Genomic DNA, 21686 nt, shown 5'->3' with positions numbered 1-21686 from the left:
GGGCCGTGCGCCGCACCCGTCACCGGCCCGTCGGACGGGCCCGTGACGGGTGCGGCGCGCAGACCAGCGGGTACGGCAGGTGACCGGCAGCACCGCCGGTCACCGCCGGACGGAGGCCGAGCGGCGGGAGGGGTCACCCGGGGTACCGGGACCGCACCTGTGCGAGCGCCGCGAGCAGGGCGGAGGCCTCGTCGCCGCTGATCCGGTCGACGAAGCGGCTCAGCGCTCCGGCCCGGTCGGAGGTGGTCGCCAGTGCCTGGTGCATCAGCCGGGCGGTGTACTCCTCGCGGGTGCAGGTCGGCTCGTACACCCAGGCGCGGCCGACCTTGTCGCGGCGCAGCCAGCCCTTGGTGTGCAGGATGTCGGCGACCGTGGTGACGGTGGTGTACGCGACGGCCCGCTGTTGCTGCAGGTCGTCCACGACCTCGCGCACGGGGGCCGGTCGGCCCCAGGACCAGAGCCGGTCCATGATCTCGGCCTCCAGGTCGCCGAACCCGCGTAGCACCGCCCTCGTCTCCCTCGCCGAACCCGCTGCCGGCGCCCTTCGCCCGCCGGAACGCGGCCCATGGTACGGCGAGCGCCGGGCGACCGCCCCCGGCCGGCGGAGGCGGTCGCCCGGCGCGTTCCGGGTCGTGCTCATGTGATGTCCGAATGGTGCCCTAACGGTGATGATCGCTGCCCGCCCGGCTCGACCGCCTCGCCCCGCTGCGGCGGCCGGGCAGCGGTCAGGCGGGTGGCCGGGCAGCGGGCAGCGGTCAGGACAGCCGCCGCCCGAGCGGGATCCGGGACCTGGTGAACAGCGCGGCGAGCAGCCCCGCGACCACCGGCAGCACCAGCACCACCAGCAGCAGCTCGCCCCAGGGCGCGGCGATCAGCGCCGGCTTGGCGCCGAACCCGCTCGCCCGGGACTTCAGCAGCCCCATCGCCGGTACGAACCCGTTGGCCGCGCCGAGCAGCGACCCCAGCAGGGCGATCAGCGCGCACTGCAGGCCCGCCATGCTGCGCCGGATCCGCGGCGGTGCGCCGACGGCGGCGAGGGTCGCCTGGTCCTGCCGGGAGTCGGCGGCCGCGAGGCCGGTGGCGATCCCGGCCGCGCCGAGCACGACCAGCGCGGCGAAACCGGTGAGGGCCAGCGTGAGCGCGTCGCTCTTCGGCTGGAAGCCGCGCTCGACCGTCAGCGTGGCCATCCGGTCCAGCCGGACCGCGGCCGCCTCGGCGCGCTGCTGCGCCTTGCGGTCGGGCGGGGTGGCGGGCAGCCAGACCGAGCCGGTCGGCTGCGCGGAGAGCCCGAGGCGGGGCAGCGCGGAGGGCAGCAGCAGGCCCTGGGCGAAGCCGGCGGCGGTCGGGTCGTCGACCAGCACCGCGTCGACCGGCACCTCCTGGAGGTCGGGCTTGGGCACCTCGCCCGGCTGCACCGTGCCGCTGCCGCCGCGCAGCATCAGCACGGCCTTCCCGTCGGCGCCCAGCAGGGACCTGTCGAAGACCAGCAGCTTGCCGGCGGCCAGCGCCTGCTCGGCGGCCGGGTCGCGGACGGCGAAGAGGTTGTGCAGCACGGCGGCGTCCCCGGCGGCCAGGTGCTCCGTGACACCGAGGCCGCGCGGGGTCACCGGGCCCTTGAGCCGGACGGTGCTGGAGCAGTTGTCGCAGAAGCGGTACACCACGTCGGCGACGTCGCCGCGCGGTCCGAGCCCGGCCAGTTGCTTCTCCAGGTCGCCGCGCAGCCGGTCGAGCCGCGGCCCGTCCACGTGGCTGGTGAGCTGGACGGCGCCGTACGGGGCCTGCGGCCGGTAGTCGCGCCGGTTCTCGGCGTCGGTGCTGGTGGTGTAGACGCCGATGGCGACGGCGCCGGCCACCGCGGCCATCACCGCGGCGACCGCCGGGGCGGTGCGCGAGCGGTGCCGGGCGGAGTCGCGCAGCGCGAGCCGGGGCCCGAGCGGCAGCCGGCCGGCGGCCCGGCCGACCAGGGCGACCAACATCGGGGTGCAGAGCAGCAGCCCGAGTTCGGCGGTCACCGAGCCGCCGAGCACGGTGAGCGTACGGGTGTCGTAGCCGCCGACGCCCGGCTGGTCGCGCTCCACGGCGCCCGCGCCGTACAGCGCGAGCGCGGCGCCGAGGGCGACCAGCAGCACGCCGCCGACGGTGACCCAGCGGCTGGGGCCGCGGACGGTGTCCCGGCCGGTGAGGCCGGCGGTGACGCTGCGGCGGGCGGCCTGCACGGCGGGCAGCGCCGCTGCGAGCAGGGCGGTGACCAGGCCGATCCCGGTGATCGCGAGCAGGTCCAGCGGGGGCAGCGCGAAGTGTCCGAAGCGCGCGCCGCCGACCCGCTCGATCTGCGGCCGGAGCGCGGCGACCAGTCCGGTGCCCAGCACCACGCCGGCCATCGCCCCGGCCGCGCCGAGGATGAGGCCGCCGCCGAGGACCACCGCGCCGACGTGGGCGCGGCTGCCGCCGGCCGCACCGAGCAGGGCGAGCTGGCGGCGCGAGCGGCGGGCGCCGACCGCGAACGCGGGCCCGGCGAGCAGGGCGACCTCCAGCAGCGCCATGCCGGTGACGGTGGCGACGACGACCTCGGTGTTCTTGTCGGTGGCCTGGCCGCCGAGGCGGAACGCGTCGCGGTAGTAGGGGACGGCCCGCTCCGGCGGCGGGGCGAGCGCCACCGAGCGCGCGGTGAGCGTGTAGCCGTGGGCGTTGAACTCCTGGACCTTGGCCCAGTCGAGTGCGGCCCCGGAGGGCAGCCGGACCAGCCAGGCGGCGCGTTCGGCCGGACCCTTCTCGGCGGCCGGCCGGTCGGCGGTCGGGGCGGCGATCAGCTGGTCCAGCAACTCGCCCGGCCTGGCGACGAGTTCGACCCGGCCGAGCTCGTCCGGGTGTTCCACCACGCCGGTGATGGTGAAGGTGGTCCGCTCCAGCCCCTGGACGGTGGTGGTGCCGCCGGGCTTGAGCCCGGAGCGGTCCAGGAAGGCCCGGGTGACGGCCACTTCGTGCGGGGCGCTCGGGGCGCGTCCCTCGACCAGGTCGATCCGGCCGTGCCAGATCGGGTCGGCGAGGTTCGCCTCGGTGGTGAGGGTGCGGACCAGGCCCTCGGGCGAGGTCGCGCCGGCCTCCGGCCCCGGCCGGGCCGGGGTGAGCGTGCTGCCGGGCGGCAGCAGCGAGCCGACCAGGGCGACCGGGTCGGTGCCGGCGCCCTTCCGCTGCTCGGCGGTGGGCTGCTCGCCCTGGCGGGTCTGGACGGCGAAGGCGCCGTCCTCGGCGACCGGGGCCTGCTCGACGGTGCGGCCCGGGTCGAGCGCGGTGACCAGGGCGTCCGCCCCGCCGACCACCCGCTCGACCCGCTCGGCGGGGCTGAGCTGCCCGCTGCGGTGGACCACGTCGGCGCCGGTGACGCCGAGGACGGGCAGGGCGATCATGGCGACGATCAGGGCGCTGCGGCCCTTGGCGCGCAGGGCGTCGCGGCGGGCGATGCGCAGGGCGACCCGCCAGGCTCCGAGCTTCACCGCGTCACCTCGCTCGTGCTGCCGGGCCGGTGGACGGCCGCCGGGCGGGGCGCGGAGCGGTAGCCGGGGCTCTCCGAGGCGATCTCCCCGTCCCGCAGGTACACCACCCGGTCCGCCCAGGCGGCGTGCGTGGCCTCGTGGGTGACCATCATCGCGGCGGCCCCGGCGTCGCAGCGGGCGCGCAGCACGCCGAGCACGGCCTCGCCGGTGGCGGAGTCGAGGGCGCCGGTCGGCTCGTCGGCGAGTACCAGCCGCCGCTCGCCGATCAGCGCGCGGGCGATCGCGACCCGCTGCTGCTGGCCGCCGGACATGTCGTCGGGGAAGCGGTCGGCGAGTTCGCCGATGCCCAGCTCCTCCAGCGCGGCCAGCGCCTCCCGGCGGGCCCGGCGCCCCGGGACGCCGTCGAGTTCGCGGGGCAGGGCGATGTTCTCGGCGGCGGTGAGCGCGGGGATCAGGTTGTAGTCCTGGAAGACGTACCCGATGGAACGCCGCCGCAGGTCGGCGAGCTTGCCCCGGCCGAGGCCGCCGAGCGCGACCCCCTCCACCAGCACCTCGCCCTCGCTGGGCTGGTCCAGCCCACCGGCCAGGGTCAGCAGCGTGGACTTCCCGGAGCCGGACGGCCCCATGACGGCGACGAACTCACCCGGGTGGACGGCCAGGTCGATGCCGCGCAGGGCGTGCACCTCGGCGGCGCCCCGCCCGTGCACCCGGGTGACGTCGGCCAGCCGCAGGACGGGCGCGGGCCGGTTCGGATCGGTGTGGGACACACTTCCCCCTCGTGATCTGCTCGACTGCATATGTCGGTGAACTATATATGCCGGAGAGGAGTGCTCAAGACGCGAGCGGGTTCGGTCAAACTTCTCCAAAGCTGTCGTAAGCGGGTCGGAAGCGCGGCAGCGTCACCCCGGGCAGGTCGCCCCGGCGCCGGCCCGAGGGGGTAGAACGGGAGGGACCGTCACGCGAACCGCCCGGGAGGGCCGATGCTGACCCCCGACCCCGAGCACGGGCCGCTGGTGCCGATGCTGCTGGTCCTGACCGTGGTCACCGGAGTGGTGGACGCGGTCAGCTACCTCGAACTCGGCCACGTCTTCGTCGCCAACATGACCGGCAACGTGGTCTTCCTCGGCTTCGCGCTGGCCGGCGCGGTCGACCTCTCCGCCACCGCCTCGCTCGCCGCGCTGACCGCCTTCCTCCTCGGCGCCCTGGTCGGCGGCCACCTCGCCCGCCGCCTGCCCGGCCACCGGGGCCGCCTGCTGACCACCGCCGTCGGCGCCCAGTCGGCGCTGGTCGCCGCGAGCACCGCCCTGGAGGCGGTGTCCGGCCACACCACCGACCCGGCCCGCTACACCCTGATCGGACTGCTCGGCTTCGCCATGGGCGGCCAGAACGCGGTGGTCCGCGCGCTCAAGGTCCCCGACCTCACCACCACCGTGCTCACCATGACCATCACCGCCCTCGCCGCCGACCGGGCCGGGCTGCGCCGACTCGCCTCCGCCGGCTGGATGTTCACCGGCGCGCTGCTCGGCGCCGCGCTCGTCCTGCACGTGAACGTCCCGACCGCCCTCGGCCTGGCCCTCGCCCTCCTCCTCGCGGTGGTCGCCCTGACCCGCCGCGCGGCCGGGCTCACCCCCACCCCGGCCTGGACCCGGCCCCGCTGAGTCGCCGGGCGGTTACGGTCGTCCGTCCTCCCGGCGGTGGCCGGCCCGGCCGCTCCAGCGGGGTTCGAGGCGGGCCCAGCCGTCGGTCCAGGCGGTTTCGGCACGCCGGTCGAGCGCGTGGAGGCGCAGCCGCAGGGCGAGCACGACGAGGGCGAGCAGAGTGAGGAGGGCGCCGACGCCGGTGCAGGCGACGGAGACGGCGAGGGAGGCGCGGTCGACCGGGGGAGCGGAGGCGGTGCCGTCCCGGTCGACCCAGATCGGGATGCGGGCGCCGGCGGCGGTCGGGTGCGGGGCCTGGACGGTGCCGGAGCGCGGAGTGCCGTCGGGGGCGGTCCAGGAGGCGTCGACGTCGAACCGGCTGTGGTAGCCCCCGGCGAAGCGGCTGCCGCTGTGGGCGGCGTGGTCGGGGGTGTCGCGGACCACGGCCTCGACCTGCTGCAGCCGGGCGCGGTCGGCGGCGGCCTGGGGCGCGGCGCCCCGGTAGAGGAGCAGGGCGCCGCCCACCGAGAGGGCGACGGTCAGCACCGCGCCGAACGCGGCGAGCAGCCAGGCCCGGGCCCGGGAGCGGTCGAGCGGGCGGACGAGCGGTTCGTGCCGGGTGCCCAGGGCCCACCGCAGCTGACGGCCGGTTCGCCGTGCGAGCGACGCGGGCCGGGCGGAGCGCGGTGCGCTGGACACGGTGAGGTCTCCTCAGGGGCACTGGGGCGTAAGGCGGTTCGCCACCAATCTCCCCCCGGCGCCGCTCCGCGCACAAGTATCGTGCGCGCCCGTAGTACCGCCACGGACGTCGGGTGACCCACCAGTGCCGCTCGGCCCCGCAGCCGGGACGTTCGGCCCTCGGCAGCGGCGGCCCCGCCCGGGCAGGCTGGGTACCGGCGGCGCCCCCCGTGCCTGGGCGCGGCCGTGGCCCGGTTCGACCGTGGGGGTGCCGGGCCGAGGTACGGGACAGGGGGTGGTCGTGGGGCCACCCCCTGTTTTCCCGTCGTCCCGTCGTCCCCGTCGTTCTGCCGCTCGGCCGTCAGCCCTCAGCGGGCGACGGGGTAGCCGTGCGTGCCGTCCCGCCGCACCCCGTCCAGCCCCGGCAGCCAGCTGCCGAGCACCAGCGCGGACGGGTAGAACATCGGCTCCGGCAGCGCGTCCACCGCGAAGCGCTCCCAACCGCCGCAGGCGTGCGGCTCGGTGACGACCGCCTCGGCCAGACTGGGCGGCGCGAGGACGGCGGCGGTCAGCCGCGGTCGGCCGAGCTCGTGGTCGAGGTGCACGGCGAGCACCCGCATCCCCTCGGCCGGCAGCACGATGCCGGTCTCCTCGGCGAGTTCGCGGGCCGCGGTCTGCTCGAAGGACTCGCCCGGGTCGACCTTGCCGCCCGGCAGGCCCCAGGTCGGCGGCTCGCCGGCCGTGGTGCGCCGGCCGACCAGCACCCGGCCGTCCCCGGTGGGCACGATGATCCCGGCGCCGAGCAGCGGCGCGGTGTCACCGGCCTGCGATGGGGTGGTCAACTCGCTCTCTCCTTCGGGTGGTTGCGGGAGCGGTTACCAGTTGGCGCGCTCGTAGTCCTTGAGGAAGCAGCCGTACAGGTCCTCGCCCAGCTCGCCGCGCACGATCGGGTCGTACACCCGGGCCGCGCCGTCGACCAGGTCGAGCGGGGCGTGGAAGCCCTCGTCGGCGAGGCGCATCTTGTCCGGGTGCGGCCGCTCGTCGGTGATCCAGCCGGTGTCGACGGCGGTCATCAGGATGCCGTCGGACTCGAACATCTCCTGCGCGCTGGTGCGGGTGAGCATGTTGAGCGCGGCCTTGGCCATGTTGGTGTGCGGGTGGCCGGCGCCCTTGTAGCCGCGCTGGAACACGCCCTCCATGGCGGAGACGTTGACCACGTACTTGCGGCGGGAGGCCGAGGCGGCCATCACCGGGCGCAGTCGGCTGATCAGGATGAACGGCGCGGTGGAGTTGCAGAGTTGGACCTCCAGCAGCTCGACCGGACCGACCTCGCTGACGGTCTGCACCCAGCTGTTGGTGGGCGCGAGGTCGGGCACCAGGCCGCCGGCGTCGATCGCGGTGCCGGCCGCGATCCGGTCGGGCGTGGCGGAGCCGGTGACCAGGGCGAGCGAGGTGACGTCCTCGGCGGCCAGCCGCTGCTCCTCGCCGCTCGCCTGGTGGGGGAGCGCGGGCAGGTCGACGCTGCCGCTGCCGAAGCGGCCGATGGTGGTGGACTGCGGCAGCTCGCCGGCCGGCAGCGGGGCGGACTCGGCGTTGACCAGCTCGCGGTAGGACTCCGGCGGGCGGCGCACGGTCTGCGCGGCGTTGTTGATCAGGATGTCCAGCGGGCCGTCGGCGGCGACCTCGTCGGCGAGCGCCATCACCTGGGCCGGGTCGCGCAGGTCGATGCCGATGATCTTGAGGCGGTGGATCCAGTCGGCGCTGTCCGGCATCGCCGTGAAGCGGCGGATCGCGTCGTTGGGGAAGCGGGTGGTGATGGTGGTGTGGGCGCCGTCGCGCAGCAGCATCAGCGCGATGTACATCCCGATCTTGGCGCGGCCGCCGGTGAGCAGCGCGCGCTTGCCGGTGAGGTCGGCGCGGGCGTCCCGGCGGGCGCGGTTCAGCGCGGCGCACTTCTGGCACAGGTTGTGGTAGAAGGCGTCGACCTCGACGTACCGCTGCTTGCAGGTGTAGCAGGAGCGGGGGCGCTCCAGGATCCCGGCGATCTCGGTGGTGGTGACGGTGGTCAGGCCGAAGGCCCCGGCCGTCTCGTCGTCGATCCGGGTGGGCGCGCCGGTGGCGGTGCGGGCGGTGACCGCGCGGTCGTTGGCGGTCTTGCGGGCCCGGGTCTCCTGGCGGCGGCGCTGCTTGAGGGTGCGGAATATGCCGCCGACGGCCTGCCGGACGGTGATCGCGTCCGGGTGGTCGACGTGCAGCCCGTCGAGCTCGGCGAGCACCTCCAGGCAGAGCTTCAGCCGCTCGGGGTCGAGGCCGGGCCCGTAGTCGATCTCCTCCTCGGTCCCCTCGTCCTGGCCCTGCCCGATGTCCGCCTGCCCGATGCCCACGCCTGTTGCCGTTCCCGTTCGCCTCGCCGATTACCGCGTGAATGCTACGGGAGCGGTCCCGGCCGGGGCGAAAAGCGGACGTCGGAGGGGGTCTTTGGACGATCCTCCATGTCTACGCGCGGAGCACTGATCACGGTTTGTGTACAGCCCCAGCAATGCGCCTCGAACTGGCTTTTGCCCCTGCCCTCGCGGAGAATCGAATGCTGGGTGCAGGGCGCCCGAGTGCGCCCCGACGGCATCGCCGCAACCGCACCCGAGGTGTAATTTCTCCCAGCCAGAGAGCCCCCTTCATGCGCTTCCTGAACGACCTCAAGCCCTCGTACGACCTCACGTACGACGACGTCTTCATGGTCCCCAGCCGTTCCGCCGTGGGCTCCCGGCAGGGTGTCGACCTCTCCTCGAACGACGGCACCGGCACCACCATCCCGCTGGTCGTGGCCAACATGACCGCCATCGCCGGCCGCCGGATGGCCGAGACCGTCGCCCGCCGGGGCGGCCTGGTCGCCATCCCGCAGGACATCCCCACCGAGGTCATCGCCGAGGTCGTCTCCTGGGTCAAGCAGCGGCACCTGGTGTACGACACCCCGATCACCCTCGCCCCGGGCGCCACCGTCGCCGAGGCGCTCTCGCTGCTGCCCAAGCGCGCGCACGGCGCCCTCGTGGTCGTCGAGGACGGCAAGCCGGTCGGCGTGGTCACCGACTCCGACTGCCAGGGCGTGGACCGCTTCACCAGCCTCGCCGACATCATGTCCCGCGACCTGCTGCTGCTGGACGAGGGCATCGAGCCGCGCGACGCCTTCGACAAGCTCACCGAGGCGCACCGCAAGCTCGCCCCGGTGGTCGACGGCGAGGGCCGCCTGGTCGGCATCCTCACCCGCAAGGGCGCGCTGCGCGCCACCCTGTACACCCCCGCCGTGGACGCGGCCGGCCGGCTGCGGATCGCCGCCACCGTCGGCATCAACGGCGACGTCGCGGGCAAGGCCAAGGCCCTGATCGAGGCCGGCGCCGACGTGCTGGTGGTGGACACCGCGCACGGCCACCAGGAGTCCATGATCAGCGCGCTGCGCGCGGTGCGCGGCCTGGACCCGCGGATCCCGATCGTGGCCGGCAACGTGGTCTCCGCCGCCGGTGTCCGCGACCTGGTCGAGGCGGGCGCCGACATCCTCAAGGTCGGGGTCGGCCCCGGCGCCATGTGCACCACCCGGATGATGACCGGCGTCGGCCGCCCGCAGTTCTCCGCCGTCCTGGAGTGCGCCGCCGAGGCGCGCCGGCTCGGCAAGCACGTGTGGGCCGACGGCGGCGTGCGGCACCCGCGCGACGTGGCGATGGCGCTGGCCGCCGGCGCCTCCAACGTGATGATCGGCTCCTGGTTCGCCGGGACCTACGAGTCCCCGGGCGACCTCCAGACCGCCGCCGACGGCCGCCAGTACAAGGAGAGCTTCGGCATGGCCTCGGCCCGCGCGGTGAGCAACCGCACCGCCCAGGACTCCTCGTACGACCGGGCCCGCAAGGCGCTGTTCGAGGAGGGCATCTCGCACTCCCGGATGTTCATCGACCCGGCCCGCCCGGGCGTCGAGGACCTGATCGACTCGATCATCGCCGGGGTGCGCAGCTCCTGCACCTACGCGGGCGCCAGCAGCCTGGAGGAGTTCCAGGAGAAGGCGATCGTGGGCGTGCAGAGCGCGGCGGGCTACGCCGAGGGCAAGCCGCTGCACTCCAGCTGGGCCTGACCGCCCGGGGCGGTGCCGGCGCCGGCGCCGGTGTCGGTGTCGGCATTGGTGATCCGTGGGCGGGCGACGTGCGTGCGGTCCGCGTCCGCACCGCCGGAGTCCGCTCCGGCGGATTCGCCGGGCGGCCGATTCCTCGCTTCGGGGAGCCGGCCGCCCGGTGCCGTCCGGGTGGTGCGCAGTCCGTCGCTCCGCCCGGTGTCCCGTCCGTCGCCCGGGCCGAGCGGGAGCAGCAGGGCGCGCCCCAGCAGCCCGACCGAGCCGTCCAGCGCGCCGGCCAGGGCTCGGGCCGCGCCCGGCAGGCGGCGCAGCTCCCAGAACGCCCGGACGGTGGACCAGGCCCCCTCGCGGGCGGCCTCGACCGACCAGGTGCCGAGCAGGTGGGTGAGCGGCTCGGCGTACTCCAGCAGGTCGGGCCCGGGCATCAGCCGCTCCCGGACGGCCGTCTCCACCTCGGCCAGCACCCCGTTGATCCGGTGGTAGTCCTCCTCGATCCCGGCCGGTTCGCAGCCCCGGCGGCGGCAGGTGTCCACGACGGCCAGCGGCAGGTCGTGCTGGATGTGGGCGTTCATCCCGGCCAGGGCGAACTGCAGCGGGTGCACGCCCGGGTGGGCGCGCAGCGCGAACAGCGGCCGCCAGCAGGCGGGCGGCTCCTGCCCGGCCGCGTCGGCGGCCACGGCCCGCAGGTACCGCCCGGCGAACAGCACGTCCAGTTCGGCCATCGCCGCAGCGTCGGCGAAGAGCCCGTCGGCGATCCGGTCGCGGACCGCCTCCGTGACGTCGAGGTAGAGCCGGTTGAAGACCGCCACCCCGTCGGCCGGGGGCAGTCCCGCCCCGATCTCCCGCAACCGGCCGACCACGTCCTCGACCGTCGAGGCCTCCGCGACCACCATCGCTGTCGCCCGATCCATCGCCGTGCCGGTCATGCGCCACCCTCCGATGCCGATCGTGCACTGATCGCATCATCGTGGCAGCGCCGCCGAGCGCTCGGCCCGTGCGGCACACGGCCGTCGAGGTGACGGACGCCATGGGGCGTGGGGCCTTGGGGCGTCAGCCCAGCTCGTACGCCAGGACGAAGGTGTGGGCACCGGACGCGTCGACGGTCAGGTGGAACTCCCCGGTGATCCCGGCCAGCTCGCCCGCCCCCGTGCCCGGCACCACGCGTATCGTCGTGCCGGTGGTGTCCCAGGCCGCGTGCTGGAGCACGAACGAGCCCGCGCGCCCGTCCAGTTCACCCGTGACGTGCTCCACCGCGACGTACGACGCCGGGCCGCCGGACGGGCCGCCGACGGAGAGCATCCGCACCTCGCTCGTCCCGCTCAGCCCGCCCGTGAAGGTCTTGGCGATCCGGATCCGCCCGAAGGACGCGCCCGCCCGCTCCTCCGTCTCCACCGGCTCGAACGCCGTCACCTCGAACGACCCCTCGGCCTTGAACCCCATGGCACCGTCCCCTCGTCGCTGGTCCGCTCGTGTCCCGCCGACCGTGCACCGAGCGTTGCACACCCCACTGACAATTCCACCCGAGCGGCCGAGGGCGCCCCCGCCCGTCACAGTTCCCAGCGCACCGCCAGCACCGCCGCGTCGTCGGCCAGCCCGGCGGCCCCGACCCAGCCGCCGACGTCCGCCAGCACCGCGTCCAGCAGGTCCGCGGGGCTCCCGCCGTGCAGGTGCGGCAGCCGCTGCGCCAGCGGGTAGAACCGTCCGTCGGCGTCCCGCGCCTCCGACACCCCGTCGGTGTGCAGGAGCAGCAGGTCGCCGGGCTCCGGCTCGAAGTTCCGGGTCGGGTACGCGTCGCCGGTCAGCCCGAGCAGCCCCAGCGGCGGCGCCGGGTACGGGGGCTCCAGCTCGCTCACCCTGCCCGCGCGGCGCAGCAGCGGCGGCGGGTGGCCGCAGTTGACGACCCGGACCGGACCCCGGTCCGGTGCCACGTCGAGCAGCAGCGCGGTGGCGAACCGGTCACCGTCCGGGCGGGCGGTGAGCGCCGCGTCCAGCCGCTCCGCGAGCCGCCCGGGATCGGGCTCGGTCCGCGCCGCCTCCCGGAACACCCCGAGGACGTCCGCCGCCGTCTCCACCGCGGGGAGCCCGTGCCCCTGGACGTCCCCGAGCAGGATCCGCACCCCGAACCGGGTCTCCACCACGGCGTACAGGTCCCCGCCGATCCGGGCCTCGGCCGCCGCCGCGACGTAGCGCACCGCGATCCGCAGCGGCCCGATCCGCTCGGCCGGCGGGCGCAGCAGGGCCCGCTGCGCCGCCTCGGCCACCGTGCGGACCTGGAACAGCTCCCGCTCGCGGGCCGCCACCAGGACCACGCTGGCGGCGCTGGCCAGCGTCGAGGCCAGCACGGTGACCGGCACGCTGATCCGGACGGAGGGCGGCAGCTGCGCGTTGGCCGACTCCAGCAGCCCGACCGCGAGCAGCGCCGCCGCGCCGACCAGCAGCGGCACCCGGGCCTGCCGGGTGGTGGCCCCGGCGAGCACGGGGGCCACCGCGAGCAGCGGCGCCAGGGTGGTCCCCGGGCCGATGGCCAGTGCCGCCACCACGGCGGCGACCAGCAGCAGGAGCGAGCCGTACAGCAGCAACCGGGTCCGTCGGGGCAGGTGCAGCGGCGGCACCCCGTCCGGGCCGTCGGCGGTCACGCGTCCTCCAGTGGTGCGTCGGATGATCCGACGGGCCTCCGGGAGGTGGTGCCCGGCGGATGGCCGGAGGCCCCCGGCGGAGCGAGGGCCATCGGTCCACTCTCCCCGTCCCGCCCCGGACCGGCACCTCGGCCGGGTTCGGGCCGGCGTCTCGTCCAGTCCTGAACCGGCACCTCGGCCGGCGCCGGGCCGCCGCCCCGGCCGGGGCCGTGGCAGCACGCCGGGCGAGGGCCCGTCCGGGGCGCGCACTACGCTGGGCCGCGAGATGAGACGCAAGAACCGCCGCCCGGCCTCCCCCCTCCCGCAGCGCCACGGCGTGGACCCGGTGCACCTGCGGCTGCCCCTCGAAGGCCCCTGGCCGACGGTGCGCGAGCACCTGGTCGCGCGGCTGCCCGTCGTTCCGGCCGAGCGGATCGACGCGGCGCTGCGCGACGGCGAGATCGTCGGCGAGCACGGCCCGATCGCTCCGGACGAACCGTTTCGCCCCGGCGCGCACCTGTGGTTCCACCGCGACCTCCCGGCGGAGGTGCCGGTCCCGTTCGACCTGGTCGTGCTGCACCGCGACGAGCACCTGGTGATCGTGGACAAGCCGCACTTCCTGGCCACCACCCCGCGCGGCAGCCACGTCACCGAGACCGCCCTCTCCCGGCTGCGGCACACCCTCGAGCTGCCCGCGCTCAGCCCCGCGCACCGCCTCGACCGGCTCACCGCCGGCCTGGCGATGTTCGTCGTGCGTCCGGAGGAGCGCGGCGCCTACCAGACGCTGTTCCGCGACCGCCTGGTGCGCAAGGAGTACCAGGCGGTCGCCCCGTACGACCCGGAGCTGAGCCTGCCGCGCACCGTGCGCAGCCACATCGTCAAGGAGCGCGGGGTGATCGCCGCGCAGGAGCTCGACGCGCCGCCGAACAGCGAGAGCCGGATCGAGCTGCTGGAGCCGCGCGACGGCCTCGCCCGCTACCGGCTGCGCCCGCTGAGCGGCCGCACCCACCAGCTGCGGCTGCACATGAGCGGCCTCGGACTGCCGATCCTCGGCGACCCGGTGTACCCGGTGGTCCTGCCCGAGCCCGCCCCGGACGACTTCCGCCGCCCGCTGCAACTGCTCGCCTCGGTGGTCGAGTTCGTCGATCCGTTGACCGGCCGCGAACGCCGCTTCGAGAGCCGCCGCACCCTGACCGCGTGGACCGACCCGCAGGCCTGGTCCGAGGGCTCCGGCGGGTAGCCGGGCAGGCAGCCGGGCGGGGGCCTCGGCGAGGAGTCGGGCGGAGGTCCCGGCGGGGGGTCCTAGGTCCGTCCGCCGGTCTGGTCCGAACGTCCGACCGGGTCCCGGTCCCTGCGGCCGATCCGTCGCCCGTCCGGCGGCGGGATCGTTGCGGCATGAACGCAGCACAGCGCACCGTCGCACCGCACACCGCCCCCGTGGCACCGCACACCGCCCCCGTCGCCCTGGTCACCGGCGCCTCCCGGGGCCTCGGCCTGGCCCTCGCGCACGCCCTCGCCGCCGACGGCTGGCAGCTGGTGATCACCGCCCGGGGCGCGGCCGGACTCGCCGCCGCCGAGGCGGACCTGGCCGCCGTCACCACGGTCGTCGCCCTCCCCGGCAGCGTCGTCGACGACGACCACCGCGCCCGCCTGGCCGAGGCCGCCGAACGCCTCGGCGGCGCGAGCCTGCTGGTCAACAACGCCGGCACGCTCAACGGCGCCCCCGCTTCCGGCTCCGAGCCCCTGCCCCGGCTGGCCGACCACCCGCTGCCGGACCTGCTGGAGACCTTCGAGGTGAACGCGCTCGCCCCGATCGCCCTCACCCAGCTCGTGCTGCCCCAACTGCGCGGCCACGCCGGCGCCGTCCTCAACATCAGCTCCGACGCCGCCGCGGTGCCCTACGTCGGCTGGGGCGGCTACGGCGCCAGCAAGGCCGCGCTCGACCTCGCCACCGCGGTCCTCGCCCAGGAGGAACCGGAGTTGCGGGTCTGGGCCGTCGACCCGGGCAGCATGCGCACCCGGATGCTCCAGGAGGCCTGCCCCGGCGAGGACCTCTCCGGTGAGCCGCTGCCCGAGCAGGTGGTGCCGGTCCTGCTCGGCCTGCTCCGCGAGCGCACCCCGTCCGGCCGTTACCCGGCCCAGGAGTCGGCCCAGGAGTCGGCCCGTGGTGCGGCCGAGGACCCGACCGCCTCGGCCACCCTGACGGCCCCGGCTGCCTTGACGGCCCCGGCCGCTTCGGGCTCGGACCGGGGGGACCGGTGAGCGCACCCGCCGACCTCGGCCTCGGCCCCGATCTGGGCCCCGGCCCCGGCCCTGCCGTCGACCTCGGCCTCACCGTCCCGCCCGAACTCTCCGCCCGCGCACCGGCCGAGGCGCGCGGCACCGCCCGGGACGGCGTCCGGATGCTGGTCGGCCGGCGCGCCACCGGCGGCGTCGAGCACCGCCGCTTCACCGAGCTGCCCGAGGTGCTGCGCCCGGGCGACCTGCTGGTGGTCAACAACTCGGCCACCCTGCCCGCCGCGCTGCCCGGCCGGCTGCCCGAGGGCACGCCCGTCGCGCTGCACCTCTCCTCCGCCCAGCCGGACCGGCACGGCGCCCACCTGGTCGAGTTGCGCCGTGCCGTCCCCGGGGAGGCGGCGGCCTACTACCCGCCGGCGCAGTCCCCGGCCCGCGCGGGACTGCGGGTCGCGCTGCCCGCAGGCGGCACGGCGGTGCTGACCCGGGCCTTCACCGCCCGCCTCTGGTACGCCGAACTCACCTTGCCCGAAACACTGTTGCCGTACCTGGCGGCGCACGGTCGGGCGATCCGGTACGGCTACGTGGACCGTGATTGGTCGATCGACGCCTACCAGACGGTGTTCGCGACCGTCCCCGGCAGCAGTGAGATGCCCAGCGCGGCCCGCCCGTTCAGTGCCGAGGTGGTGGCCCGGCTGGCGGGCCGGGGCGTGCTCGTCGCGCCGGTCACCCTGCACACCGGGGTGGCCTCGCCCGAGGCGCACGAGGCCCCGTACGCCGAGCGCTTCCACGTCCCCGCCGCCACCGCCCGGCTGGTCGGCCACGTCCGGGCCGACGGCGGCCGGGTGATCGCGGTCGGCACCACCGTGGTCCGCGCCCTGGAGTCCGCCGCCGCAGCGGACGGCACCCTCCAGGAGGCCGACGGCTGGACGGAGTTGGTCGTCACGCCCGAACGCGGCGTCCGCGCCGTCGACGGCCTGCTCACCGGCTGGCACGAGCCCCGGGCCTCGCACCTCCTGATGCTCGCCGCCGTCGCCGGCCGTCCCCTGCTCAGCGCCTGCTACCGCGCCGCCGTGCAACACCGATACCTCTGGCACGAGTTCGGCGACGTCAACCTCCTCCTGCCGGACTGAGCGGGGCGCCGGCCGGGCGAGCGGGGGCCGGGGCGGGCGAGCGGGGGCCGGGGCGGGCGGTGGCGGCCCGGCAACCGTCCGTGGTTCAGGCCGCCGGCGGCGCTCCCGGGGGCAGCTCCAGCTCGAACCAGACCACCTTGCCGTCGGCGGTCCGGCGGCTGCCCCAGCGGTGTGCGAGTTCGTTGACCAGGTGGATGCCCCGGCCGCCCTCGTCCTCGGTGCGGGCGCGGCGGATCCGGGGCGTCTCGGTCTCCTGGTCGGCGACCTCGACGGTGAGCACCCGGTTGCAGAACAGCCGCAGCTGGGTGGGGGATCCGGCGTGCACCAGGGCGTTGGTGATCAGCTCACTGGTGAGCAGTTCGGCCCAGTCCGCCAGGGCGCCGAGTCCCCAGTCCTCCAGCGTCTCGCGGGTGAAGCGGCGCGAGTGCGCGACCATCGCGCGGTCGCCGGTGAGCGGGAGGGTGGCGATCCGGTCGGCGCCGTGCGGGCGGACCTGCGCCATGATGACGGCGATGTCGTCCTCGCTGGTGCGGCCGGTGAGCCGGGTCAGGACGGCGTCGCAGGTCTGCTCCAGCGACTGGTGCCGGTCGGCGACCGTGCGGCAGAGCAGCCGCAGCCCCTCGTCCAGGTCGCGGCCCCGGCGCTCGACCAGCCCGTCCGTGTACAGCGTCAGGATGCCCTCCTCGGGGAGGGTGAACTCGGCGTTCTCGAAGGGGACTCCGCCGACACCGAGCGGGATGCCGGTCGGCAGCTCGATCAGGTGCGCCCGTCCCTCGGTGTCGGCGACCACGGGCGGCAGGTGCCCGGCGCTGGCCGCGGTGCAGTGGCGGTCCACCGGGTCGTAGACGACACAGACGCAGGTGGCGAACTGGCCCTCGCCGACGGCCGAGGTGGCCTCGTCCAGCCGGTGCAGGACCCGGGCCGGATCCAGGTCGAGAGTGATCAACGTCCTTGCCGCCGTCCGGAGTTGGCCCATGGTCGCGGCGGCCCGGATGCCGTGCCCCATCACGTCGCCGACGATCAGGGCGACCCGCCCGGAGGAGAGCGGCACCACGTCGAACCAGTCGCCGCCGACCTCGCTGACCACGCTGCTGGGCAGGTAGCGGTAGGCGATCTCCAGGCCGAGGGTGCGGTGCACCTCCTGCGGCAGCAGGCTGCGCTGCAGGGTGAGCGCGGTGTCCCGCTCCCGCCGGTAGAGCCGGCTGTTGTCGATCGCGAGCGCGGTGCGGGCGGCCAGTTCCTCGGCCAGCGAACGGTCCGCGGAACCGAACGGCGCCGGGTTGTGGGTGCGGACGAACTCCGCGCCGCCCAGGACGTGTCCACGTGCCATCAGCGGCACCATCAGGTACGAGTGCACCCCGGCGTCCAGCCCCGGCTGCACCCGGTCGGGGGAGGCGACGATCCGGCGCAGCTCCGCCTCGGTCACCTCGGACACCAGGATCGAGCGCCGGGTGCGCAGGCTCTGCGCGTACAGCTGGGCGGAGTGGGAGGTCTCGCCGACCTGGTCGGCGGCCTGCGTCATGTTGCCGCCCGGGCCCAACTCGCCGACGGCCACGGCCTGCATCAGCACCCGCCCCTCCTCCGGGACGGACCCGGGCTCCTCGCCGCTGAGCACCGCGTCGCGCAGGTCCACGGTGACGAAGTCGGCGAAGCGCGGGATCACCACCTCCACCAACTCCTGGGCGGTGCGGTGCAGATCGAGGGTGGTGCCGATCCGGTTGCTGGCCTCGTTCAGCAGTGACAGCCGCTGCTGGGCGGCCCAGGCCTCGTCCAGCGCCCGCTGTCGGGCGGCGGCCGCGTCGCGCTCGCGGGTGAACAGCAGCGCGTTGTCGATGGAGACGGCGGCCCGCACCGCCAACTCCCCGGCCAGCGCCAGGTCCTCGTCCTCGTACGGGCGCTCGACCAGGGTCCGGTAGAAGCCCGCGACGCCGACCGGGGTGCCGCGCGCGATCAGCGGGACCACCATGAACGAGCGCACGTTCTGCTCCCGGACCGCGGCGGTGCGCACCGGGTCGTCGGCGAACCAGGCCATGCCCTGTTCGTCCATCCGCGGTACCAGCAGCGGTTTGCGGTGCGCCAGGCTCCACGCGTACGGCGAACTGGGCCGGAAGCGGTGCACGTTGCCGGTGCGGGCGATCGGCTGCAGGGTCGAGCCGTGCACCGAGTGGAAGGCCATCCGCCGCAGCAGCGCCGAGCCGTCCGCGGGCGCGCGGGCCTCGCGTTCGCCGCGGACCAGCTCCTCCAGCACCTCGACCACCACGGTGTCCGCCAGCCGGGGCGTCGCCACCTCGGCCAGCTCCTGGGCGGTCTGGGCGAGATCGAGCGTGGTGCCGATCCGGGTGGAGGCCACGTTGACCAGCGCCAGGCGCTCCTGCGCGGCCTTCGCCTCGCGCAGCGCCTGCTGCCGGGCCAGCACGGTCTGGTGCTGGCGCAGGTACAGCCGGGCGTTGTCGATCGCGACGGCGGCCCGCGAGGACAGCTCGTCGCCGAGCGTGATGTCGGCCTCCGCGAAGGACTCGCGCTCGCCGCGCCGCGAGTAGACCACCATGCCGAGCGTGGTGCCGCGCGCCACCAGCGGGGTGATCCGCACCGAGCGCGGACGGTCGCCGAGGAAGGCCTGCCGTCGGCTCTCGGTGATCCCGGCGCTGAGCATCGGCAGCTCCCAGGACGGGATGACCACCGTCCGCCCGGTGCTCAGCGCCCGGGCGTACGGGGAGTCGGCCGGCAGCTCGTACACGGTGTCCACCGGCAGCGCGTCGGACGGGTACAGCGGGTCCGTGGTGGCCAGGGCCAGGCGCCGGACCAGCTGCGGGGCGTCCGCGGCGGGCGGTTCGACGGTGCGGCCGGCCACCAGCGCCTCCAGCGCGAACACCCCGCTGATGTCGGCGACCCGGGGGACCATGGCGTCGGCCAGCTCCCGCGCGGTCTGCCGCAGGTCGAGCGTGGTGCCGATGGAGGCGGTCGCGTCGACCAGCAGCGCCAGCCGCTCCTGGGCGCGGGCCGCCCGGGCGTCGGCCCGGAAGCGCTCGGTGACGTCGATGACGGTCGAACTCACGCCGAGCACCCGGCCGCTGCGGTCCTCCAGCCGGAAGTAGGAGGCGGACCAGGCGTGGTCGTGTTGCGGGTCGCCCGGGGTACGGCCGTGCGAGCGGGTGTCCACCACCGGCTCGCCGGTCTCCAGCACCCGGCGCATCACCGCCTCGGACTCGGCGCCGTTGATCCCGGGCAGCAGCTCGGTGAGCCGGTGGCCCAGGTGCTGCTCGGCGGGCAGACCGTTGGTCCGGGCCAGCGCCGCGTTCAGCCGGATGAAGCGCAGCTCGGTGTCGTACACGGCCATGCCGACCGGGGACTGGGTGAAGTACCCGTCCAGGACGGCCAGGTCCGCCTGGATCCGGCGCAGCGTGGTCACCTCGGAGGCGACCGCCAGCACCAGCGACTCACCGCCCGGCCCGCGGATCGGATGGGTGCGGAACTCCAGGTTCACCAGGTGCCCGTCGCGGTGGCGGACCGGGAACACGCCGCTCCAGTCCCGGCCCTCCAGGATCTGCTGGAACAGCCGGAGGACTTCGGGGCGCCGCTCGTCGGTGGTCAGCAGCTTGGCCGCCTTCGTCCCGACCGCGTCCTCCTTGCGGTGACCGAGCAGTGCCTCCGCGTCACTGCTCCAGTGCAGGATCCGCCCGTCGGCCGCGATCAGCGCCGTGGCGATCGGCACCATCAGCAGGGCGTCCTGCTGCGGTTCCCCCTCGCGCTGCGCGTTGTCGTCCACCATGGCCAGAGAACCGTCCCAGAGACGTCCGGAGATCGTTCCCACCAGCCCTGCCATCTTCGCACGCGGCTCCGGGCGGCGCCGCTCACCGCGGCAGCAGGCGCTCCAGGTAGAACTCCGGCCACTGCCCGGCCCCGGCCTTCAGCGACTGGACCAGGTAGCGCCCGGGCGGCACCTCGACGGTCAGGTACTCGCCGCTCGCCAGGGCGTCCGCGCCGTCGGAGAACACGTCGGTGAGCAGGTACCGCCCGGCGGTCAGTTCGAGGACCGGCCCGTCCTCCCAGATCCCCGACCGCAGTGCCTCGCGCACCAGCGGCCGGACGGCGTCCGAGCACTCCACGTCCAGCGGCCGGACGAACACCCGCTCCTCGGCCAGCCACCCGACCGGCAGCGGTTCCCCGCCCAGCACCAGCACGTCCCCGTGCCCGGGCACCGCCCAGCCGGCCGCGTAGTCCGCGGCGGCCTCCACCAGCGCCTCCTCGCAACCCGCCCACCCCTCGACGGCCACCTCGGGGCACAGCACGAACAGCCCCGAGTCGGTCCCGTCCAGCCAGCCCTCCGCCACAGTGATCACGCGGCGGATCCTCGCACACCGGACCGACACGGCCCCCGAAGGCGTCCGCCCCGGCCACCCCGCCCGCCGGCCTCCGGCGCCCGTGTGGGCACCGTCGGCCGCAGGCTCCTGTGCTGCTTCCGTGCTCGGGCGGGTCGGTCGGGCCGCTGCCCGTGCGTGGGTGAGGCCGTCGGTGGGGTGCCGACGGCCTCGCCGGGGGAGTGCGGTCAGCGGGTGAACCGGACCTCCGGGTCGGCAGCGGTGGGCCCGTCGAACAGCGGCTGCTCGATGTCCTTCAGCTGCAGGTCGAAGAAGGCTCCGACGTACCGGCGGGTGAGCTCGACGGCGCGGTGGGGCGCGATGGTGGCGCCGGGCCCCTGGGGGAGGCCGAGCCCTTCGAGGAGCACCGGGAAGTCGGTGAAGCTCGGGTGGATCGTGCCGTCGACGGTCAGCCACCGCTTCCAGCCGTCGAGGTGGGGCCAGCTCTCGACCCAGCTGCTGTCCTCGCCGCCGTCCAGCGGGTGGCCCATCATCAGGTACGGCTTGCCGCCGATTCCCGAAGGCGGCACCCGGACGTCCATGCTGCCGTCCAGGTCCACCCCGGCCTGGATCCGGTCGTCGGCGAGCAGGGCCGGAACGGTGGCCGCGCCACCGGCCGAGTGCCCGGCCATGCCGATCCGGTCGCGGTCGATCATCCGGGCGTAGCGCCAGGCCGGGTGCGGCCGGTCGGTCAGCCGGTCGATGACGAAGGACACGTCCTTCGCCCGGCTCTCGTCCACGTACTGCCAGTCCTTGGGCCGGCCGCACATCACGCAGGGCAGTGTCTGCCCGTCCGGGAAGGTGGTCCCGGTGTTCTCGTAGGTGTGGTCGACCAGCGCGACCACGTACCCGCGGCTGGTCAGGTCCTCGGCGAGGCTGGTGAGCGAGGCCCGCGGCGTGGTGAAGCCGGGCGACAGCACCACCAGCGGGTAGTGGCCGCCCTGCGGTTTCGCGCCGGACTCCGCCCAGGTGCGGGTGCCGGTCAGCGACTCGGTCGCGATGGTGTTGCCGGGCAGCTTGGCGTCCAGCAGTGCGCGGGCGGCACCGGCGGTCATGTACGGGGCCGGGGTGCCCGTTCCGGCGTGCGCGGGGTAGTACACGGAGACCATCAGCCGGCGCGGACCGGCGGAGGGCACCCACGGGTCCGGACGGTCCTGGTCCACCAGTTGCAGGACCTCCTGCCCGACCGCGTACGGCCCGGTCGGGCGCGGGAGTTCGAGGTGGACGGCCGGATCGGTCGTCGGGGCGGTGGCGGAGGCGGTGGAACCGGCCGGCGCGGGCGCGGCCAGGGCCGGAGCGGCAGCGGCGACGGACAACGGCAGCGCGAGCAGCAGGGCTGCCGCGGCGGCGGTGGTGCGAAGTCGGCTCATGTCGGCGACGGTAGTTCGCAGGCAAGGGAACTGACGTCCACTCGGCGATGTACCT

The 21686-nt window shown here is 75.4% G+C and carries 17 protein-coding genes; 5 read left to right on the top strand and 12 right to left on the bottom strand.

What is annotated here, in order from left to right; translation table 11 throughout:
• Positions 1-133: 133 nt before the first annotated feature.
• The 3 genes from AB0Q99_RS03230 to AB0Q99_RS03220 all read right to left on the bottom strand — a co-directional run bounded on the left by AB0Q99_RS03230 (position 134) and on the right by AB0Q99_RS03220 (position 4291).
• Positions 134-505, bottom strand: coding sequence for a BlaI/MecI/CopY family transcriptional regulator (locus tag AB0Q99_RS03230; RefSeq protein WP_363567896.1), 372 nt, complete (start codon positions 503-505; stop codon positions 134-136).
• A gap of 250 nt (positions 506-755) precedes the next feature.
• Positions 756-3494: an FtsX-like permease family protein gene (locus AB0Q99_RS03225; protein ID WP_363567895.1), complete on the bottom strand. Its 2739-nt coding sequence runs from the start codon at positions 3492-3494 to the stop codon at positions 756-758.
• Complete coding sequence (locus AB0Q99_RS03220) at positions 3491-4291, bottom strand: ABC transporter ATP-binding protein (protein WP_363567894.1); 801 nt, start codon at positions 4289-4291, stop codon at positions 3491-3493. The genes AB0Q99_RS03225 and AB0Q99_RS03220 overlap by 4 nt, the downstream gene beginning before the upstream one ends.
• A gap of 183 nt (positions 4292-4474) precedes the next feature.
• Here AB0Q99_RS03220 and AB0Q99_RS03215 point away from each other — a divergent pair, with 183 nt between their 5' ends.
• Positions 4475-5152: a YoaK family protein gene (locus tag AB0Q99_RS03215; RefSeq protein WP_363567892.1), complete on the top strand. Its 678-nt coding sequence runs from the start codon at positions 4475-4477 to the stop codon at positions 5150-5152.
• A gap of 12 nt (positions 5153-5164) precedes the next feature.
• Here AB0Q99_RS03215 and AB0Q99_RS03210 read toward each other — a convergent pair whose 3' ends face one another.
• The 3 genes from AB0Q99_RS03210 to AB0Q99_RS03200 form a co-directional block, all read right to left on the bottom strand.
• On the bottom strand, positions 5165-5830 hold the full coding sequence (locus tag AB0Q99_RS03210) for a hypothetical protein (RefSeq protein WP_363567890.1): 666 nt from the start codon (positions 5828-5830) through the stop codon (positions 5165-5167).
• Between the two features lie 347 nt (positions 5831-6177).
• Positions 6178-6651 carry an NUDIX domain-containing protein gene (locus AB0Q99_RS03205; protein ID WP_363567888.1) on the bottom strand — a complete coding sequence of 158 codons (474 nt, stop codon included), beginning with the start codon at positions 6649-6651 and terminating at the stop codon, positions 6178-6180.
• A gap of 33 nt (positions 6652-6684) precedes the next feature.
• Positions 6685-8187 carry an SDR family NAD(P)-dependent oxidoreductase gene (locus AB0Q99_RS03200; RefSeq protein ID WP_363568211.1) on the bottom strand — a complete coding sequence of 501 codons (1503 nt, stop codon included), beginning with the start codon at positions 8185-8187 and terminating at the stop codon, positions 6685-6687.
• A 296-nt stretch (positions 8188-8483) separates the two neighbouring features.
• Here AB0Q99_RS03200 and AB0Q99_RS03195 point away from each other — a divergent pair, with 296 nt between their 5' ends.
• Complete coding sequence (locus tag AB0Q99_RS03195; protein WP_363567886.1) at positions 8484-9923, top strand: GuaB1 family IMP dehydrogenase-related protein; 1440 nt, start codon at positions 8484-8486, stop codon at positions 9921-9923.
• On the opposite strand, the gene AB0Q99_RS03190 is transcribed toward AB0Q99_RS03195, so the two are convergent.
• From AB0Q99_RS03190 to AB0Q99_RS03180, 3 genes are all read right to left on the bottom strand, one after another.
• Positions 9884-10846: a DUF5995 family protein gene (locus AB0Q99_RS03190; RefSeq protein WP_363567884.1), complete on the bottom strand. Its 963-nt coding sequence runs from the start codon at positions 10844-10846 to the stop codon at positions 9884-9886. The genes AB0Q99_RS03195 and AB0Q99_RS03190 overlap by 40 nt on opposite strands.
• A gap of 124 nt (positions 10847-10970) precedes the next feature.
• Positions 10971-11360 carry a DUF3224 domain-containing protein gene (locus tag AB0Q99_RS03185; protein WP_363567882.1) on the bottom strand — a complete coding sequence of 130 codons (390 nt, stop codon included), beginning with the start codon at positions 11358-11360 and terminating at the stop codon, positions 10971-10973.
• A 107-nt stretch (positions 11361-11467) separates the two neighbouring features.
• Positions 11468-12556, bottom strand: coding sequence for a PP2C family protein-serine/threonine phosphatase (locus AB0Q99_RS03180; RefSeq protein WP_363567880.1), 1089 nt, complete (start codon positions 12554-12556; stop codon positions 11468-11470).
• Between the two features lie 265 nt (positions 12557-12821).
• Here AB0Q99_RS03180 and AB0Q99_RS03175 point away from each other — a divergent pair, with 265 nt between their 5' ends.
• The 3 genes from AB0Q99_RS03175 (at position 12822) to AB0Q99_RS03165 (ending at position 15903) form a co-directional block, all read left to right on the top strand.
• Positions 12822-13775, top strand: coding sequence for a pseudouridine synthase (locus AB0Q99_RS03175; protein ID WP_363567879.1), 954 nt, complete (start codon positions 12822-12824; stop codon positions 13773-13775).
• Positions 13776-13930: 155 nt separating this feature from the next.
• The gene (locus AB0Q99_RS03170; RefSeq protein WP_363567877.1) at positions 13931-14797 is read left to right on the top strand and encodes an SDR family NAD(P)-dependent oxidoreductase; all 867 of its coding nucleotides are present in this window, start codon (positions 13931-13933) and stop codon (positions 14795-14797) included.
• Between the two features lie 32 nt (positions 14798-14829).
• Complete coding sequence (locus AB0Q99_RS03165; protein ID WP_363568209.1) at positions 14830-15903, top strand: S-adenosylmethionine:tRNA ribosyltransferase-isomerase; 1074 nt, start codon at positions 14830-14832, stop codon at positions 15901-15903.
• Positions 15904-15988: 85 nt separating this feature from the next.
• Here AB0Q99_RS03165 and AB0Q99_RS03160 read toward each other — a convergent pair whose 3' ends face one another.
• From AB0Q99_RS03160 to AB0Q99_RS03150, 3 genes are all read right to left on the bottom strand, one after another.
• Complete coding sequence (locus AB0Q99_RS03160; protein ID WP_363567875.1) at positions 15989-19714, bottom strand: SpoIIE family protein phosphatase; 3726 nt, start codon at positions 19712-19714, stop codon at positions 15989-15991.
• A 40-nt stretch (positions 19715-19754) separates the two neighbouring features.
• A complete protein-coding gene (locus tag AB0Q99_RS03155; RefSeq protein ID WP_363567873.1) occupies positions 19755-20243 on the bottom strand; it encodes an Imm21 family immunity protein in 489 nt (162 codons plus the stop codon).
• Positions 20244-20449: 206 nt separating this feature from the next.
• Complete coding sequence (locus AB0Q99_RS03150; RefSeq protein ID WP_363567872.1) at positions 20450-21631, bottom strand: alpha/beta hydrolase; 1182 nt, start codon at positions 21629-21631, stop codon at positions 20450-20452.
• Positions 21632-21686: the final 55 nt, after the last annotated feature.

This window comes from Kitasatospora sp. NPDC086791 (assembly GCF_040685975.1).
GTDB lineage: Bacteria > Actinomycetota > Actinomycetes > Streptomycetales > Streptomycetaceae > Kitasatospora.
The sequence above is the reverse complement of the archived record's forward strand: the minus strand, read 5'-3'. Positions and strand labels throughout refer to the sequence as shown.

Excerpts from the sequence above, each read along its gene's own strand:
- AB0Q99_RS03220 (WP_363567894.1), bottom strand. The coding sequence starts at position 4,291 with ATGCAGTCGAGCAGATCACGAGGGGGAAGTGTGTCCCACACCGATCCG.
- AB0Q99_RS03215 (WP_363567892.1), top strand. The coding sequence starts at position 4,475 with ATGCTGACCCCCGACCCCGAGCACGGGCCGCTGGTGCCGATGCTGCTG.
- AB0Q99_RS03195 (WP_363567886.1), top strand. The coding sequence starts at position 8,484 with ATGCGCTTCCTGAACGACCTCAAGCCCTCGTACGACCTCACGTACGAC.
- AB0Q99_RS03190 (WP_363567884.1), bottom strand. The coding sequence starts at position 10,846 with ATGACCGGCACGGCGATGGATCGGGCGACAGCGATGGTGGTCGCGGAG.
- AB0Q99_RS03185 (WP_363567882.1), bottom strand. The coding sequence starts at position 11,360 with ATGGGGTTCAAGGCCGAGGGGTCGTTCGAGGTGACGGCGTTCGAGCCG.
- AB0Q99_RS03175 (WP_363567879.1), top strand. The coding sequence starts at position 12,822 with ATGAGACGCAAGAACCGCCGCCCGGCCTCCCCCCTCCCGCAGCGCCAC.
- AB0Q99_RS03170 (WP_363567877.1), top strand. The coding sequence starts at position 13,931 with ATGAACGCAGCACAGCGCACCGTCGCACCGCACACCGCCCCCGTGGCA.
- AB0Q99_RS03150 (WP_363567872.1), bottom strand. The coding sequence starts at position 21,631 with ATGAGCCGACTTCGCACCACCGCCGCCGCGGCAGCCCTGCTGCTCGCG.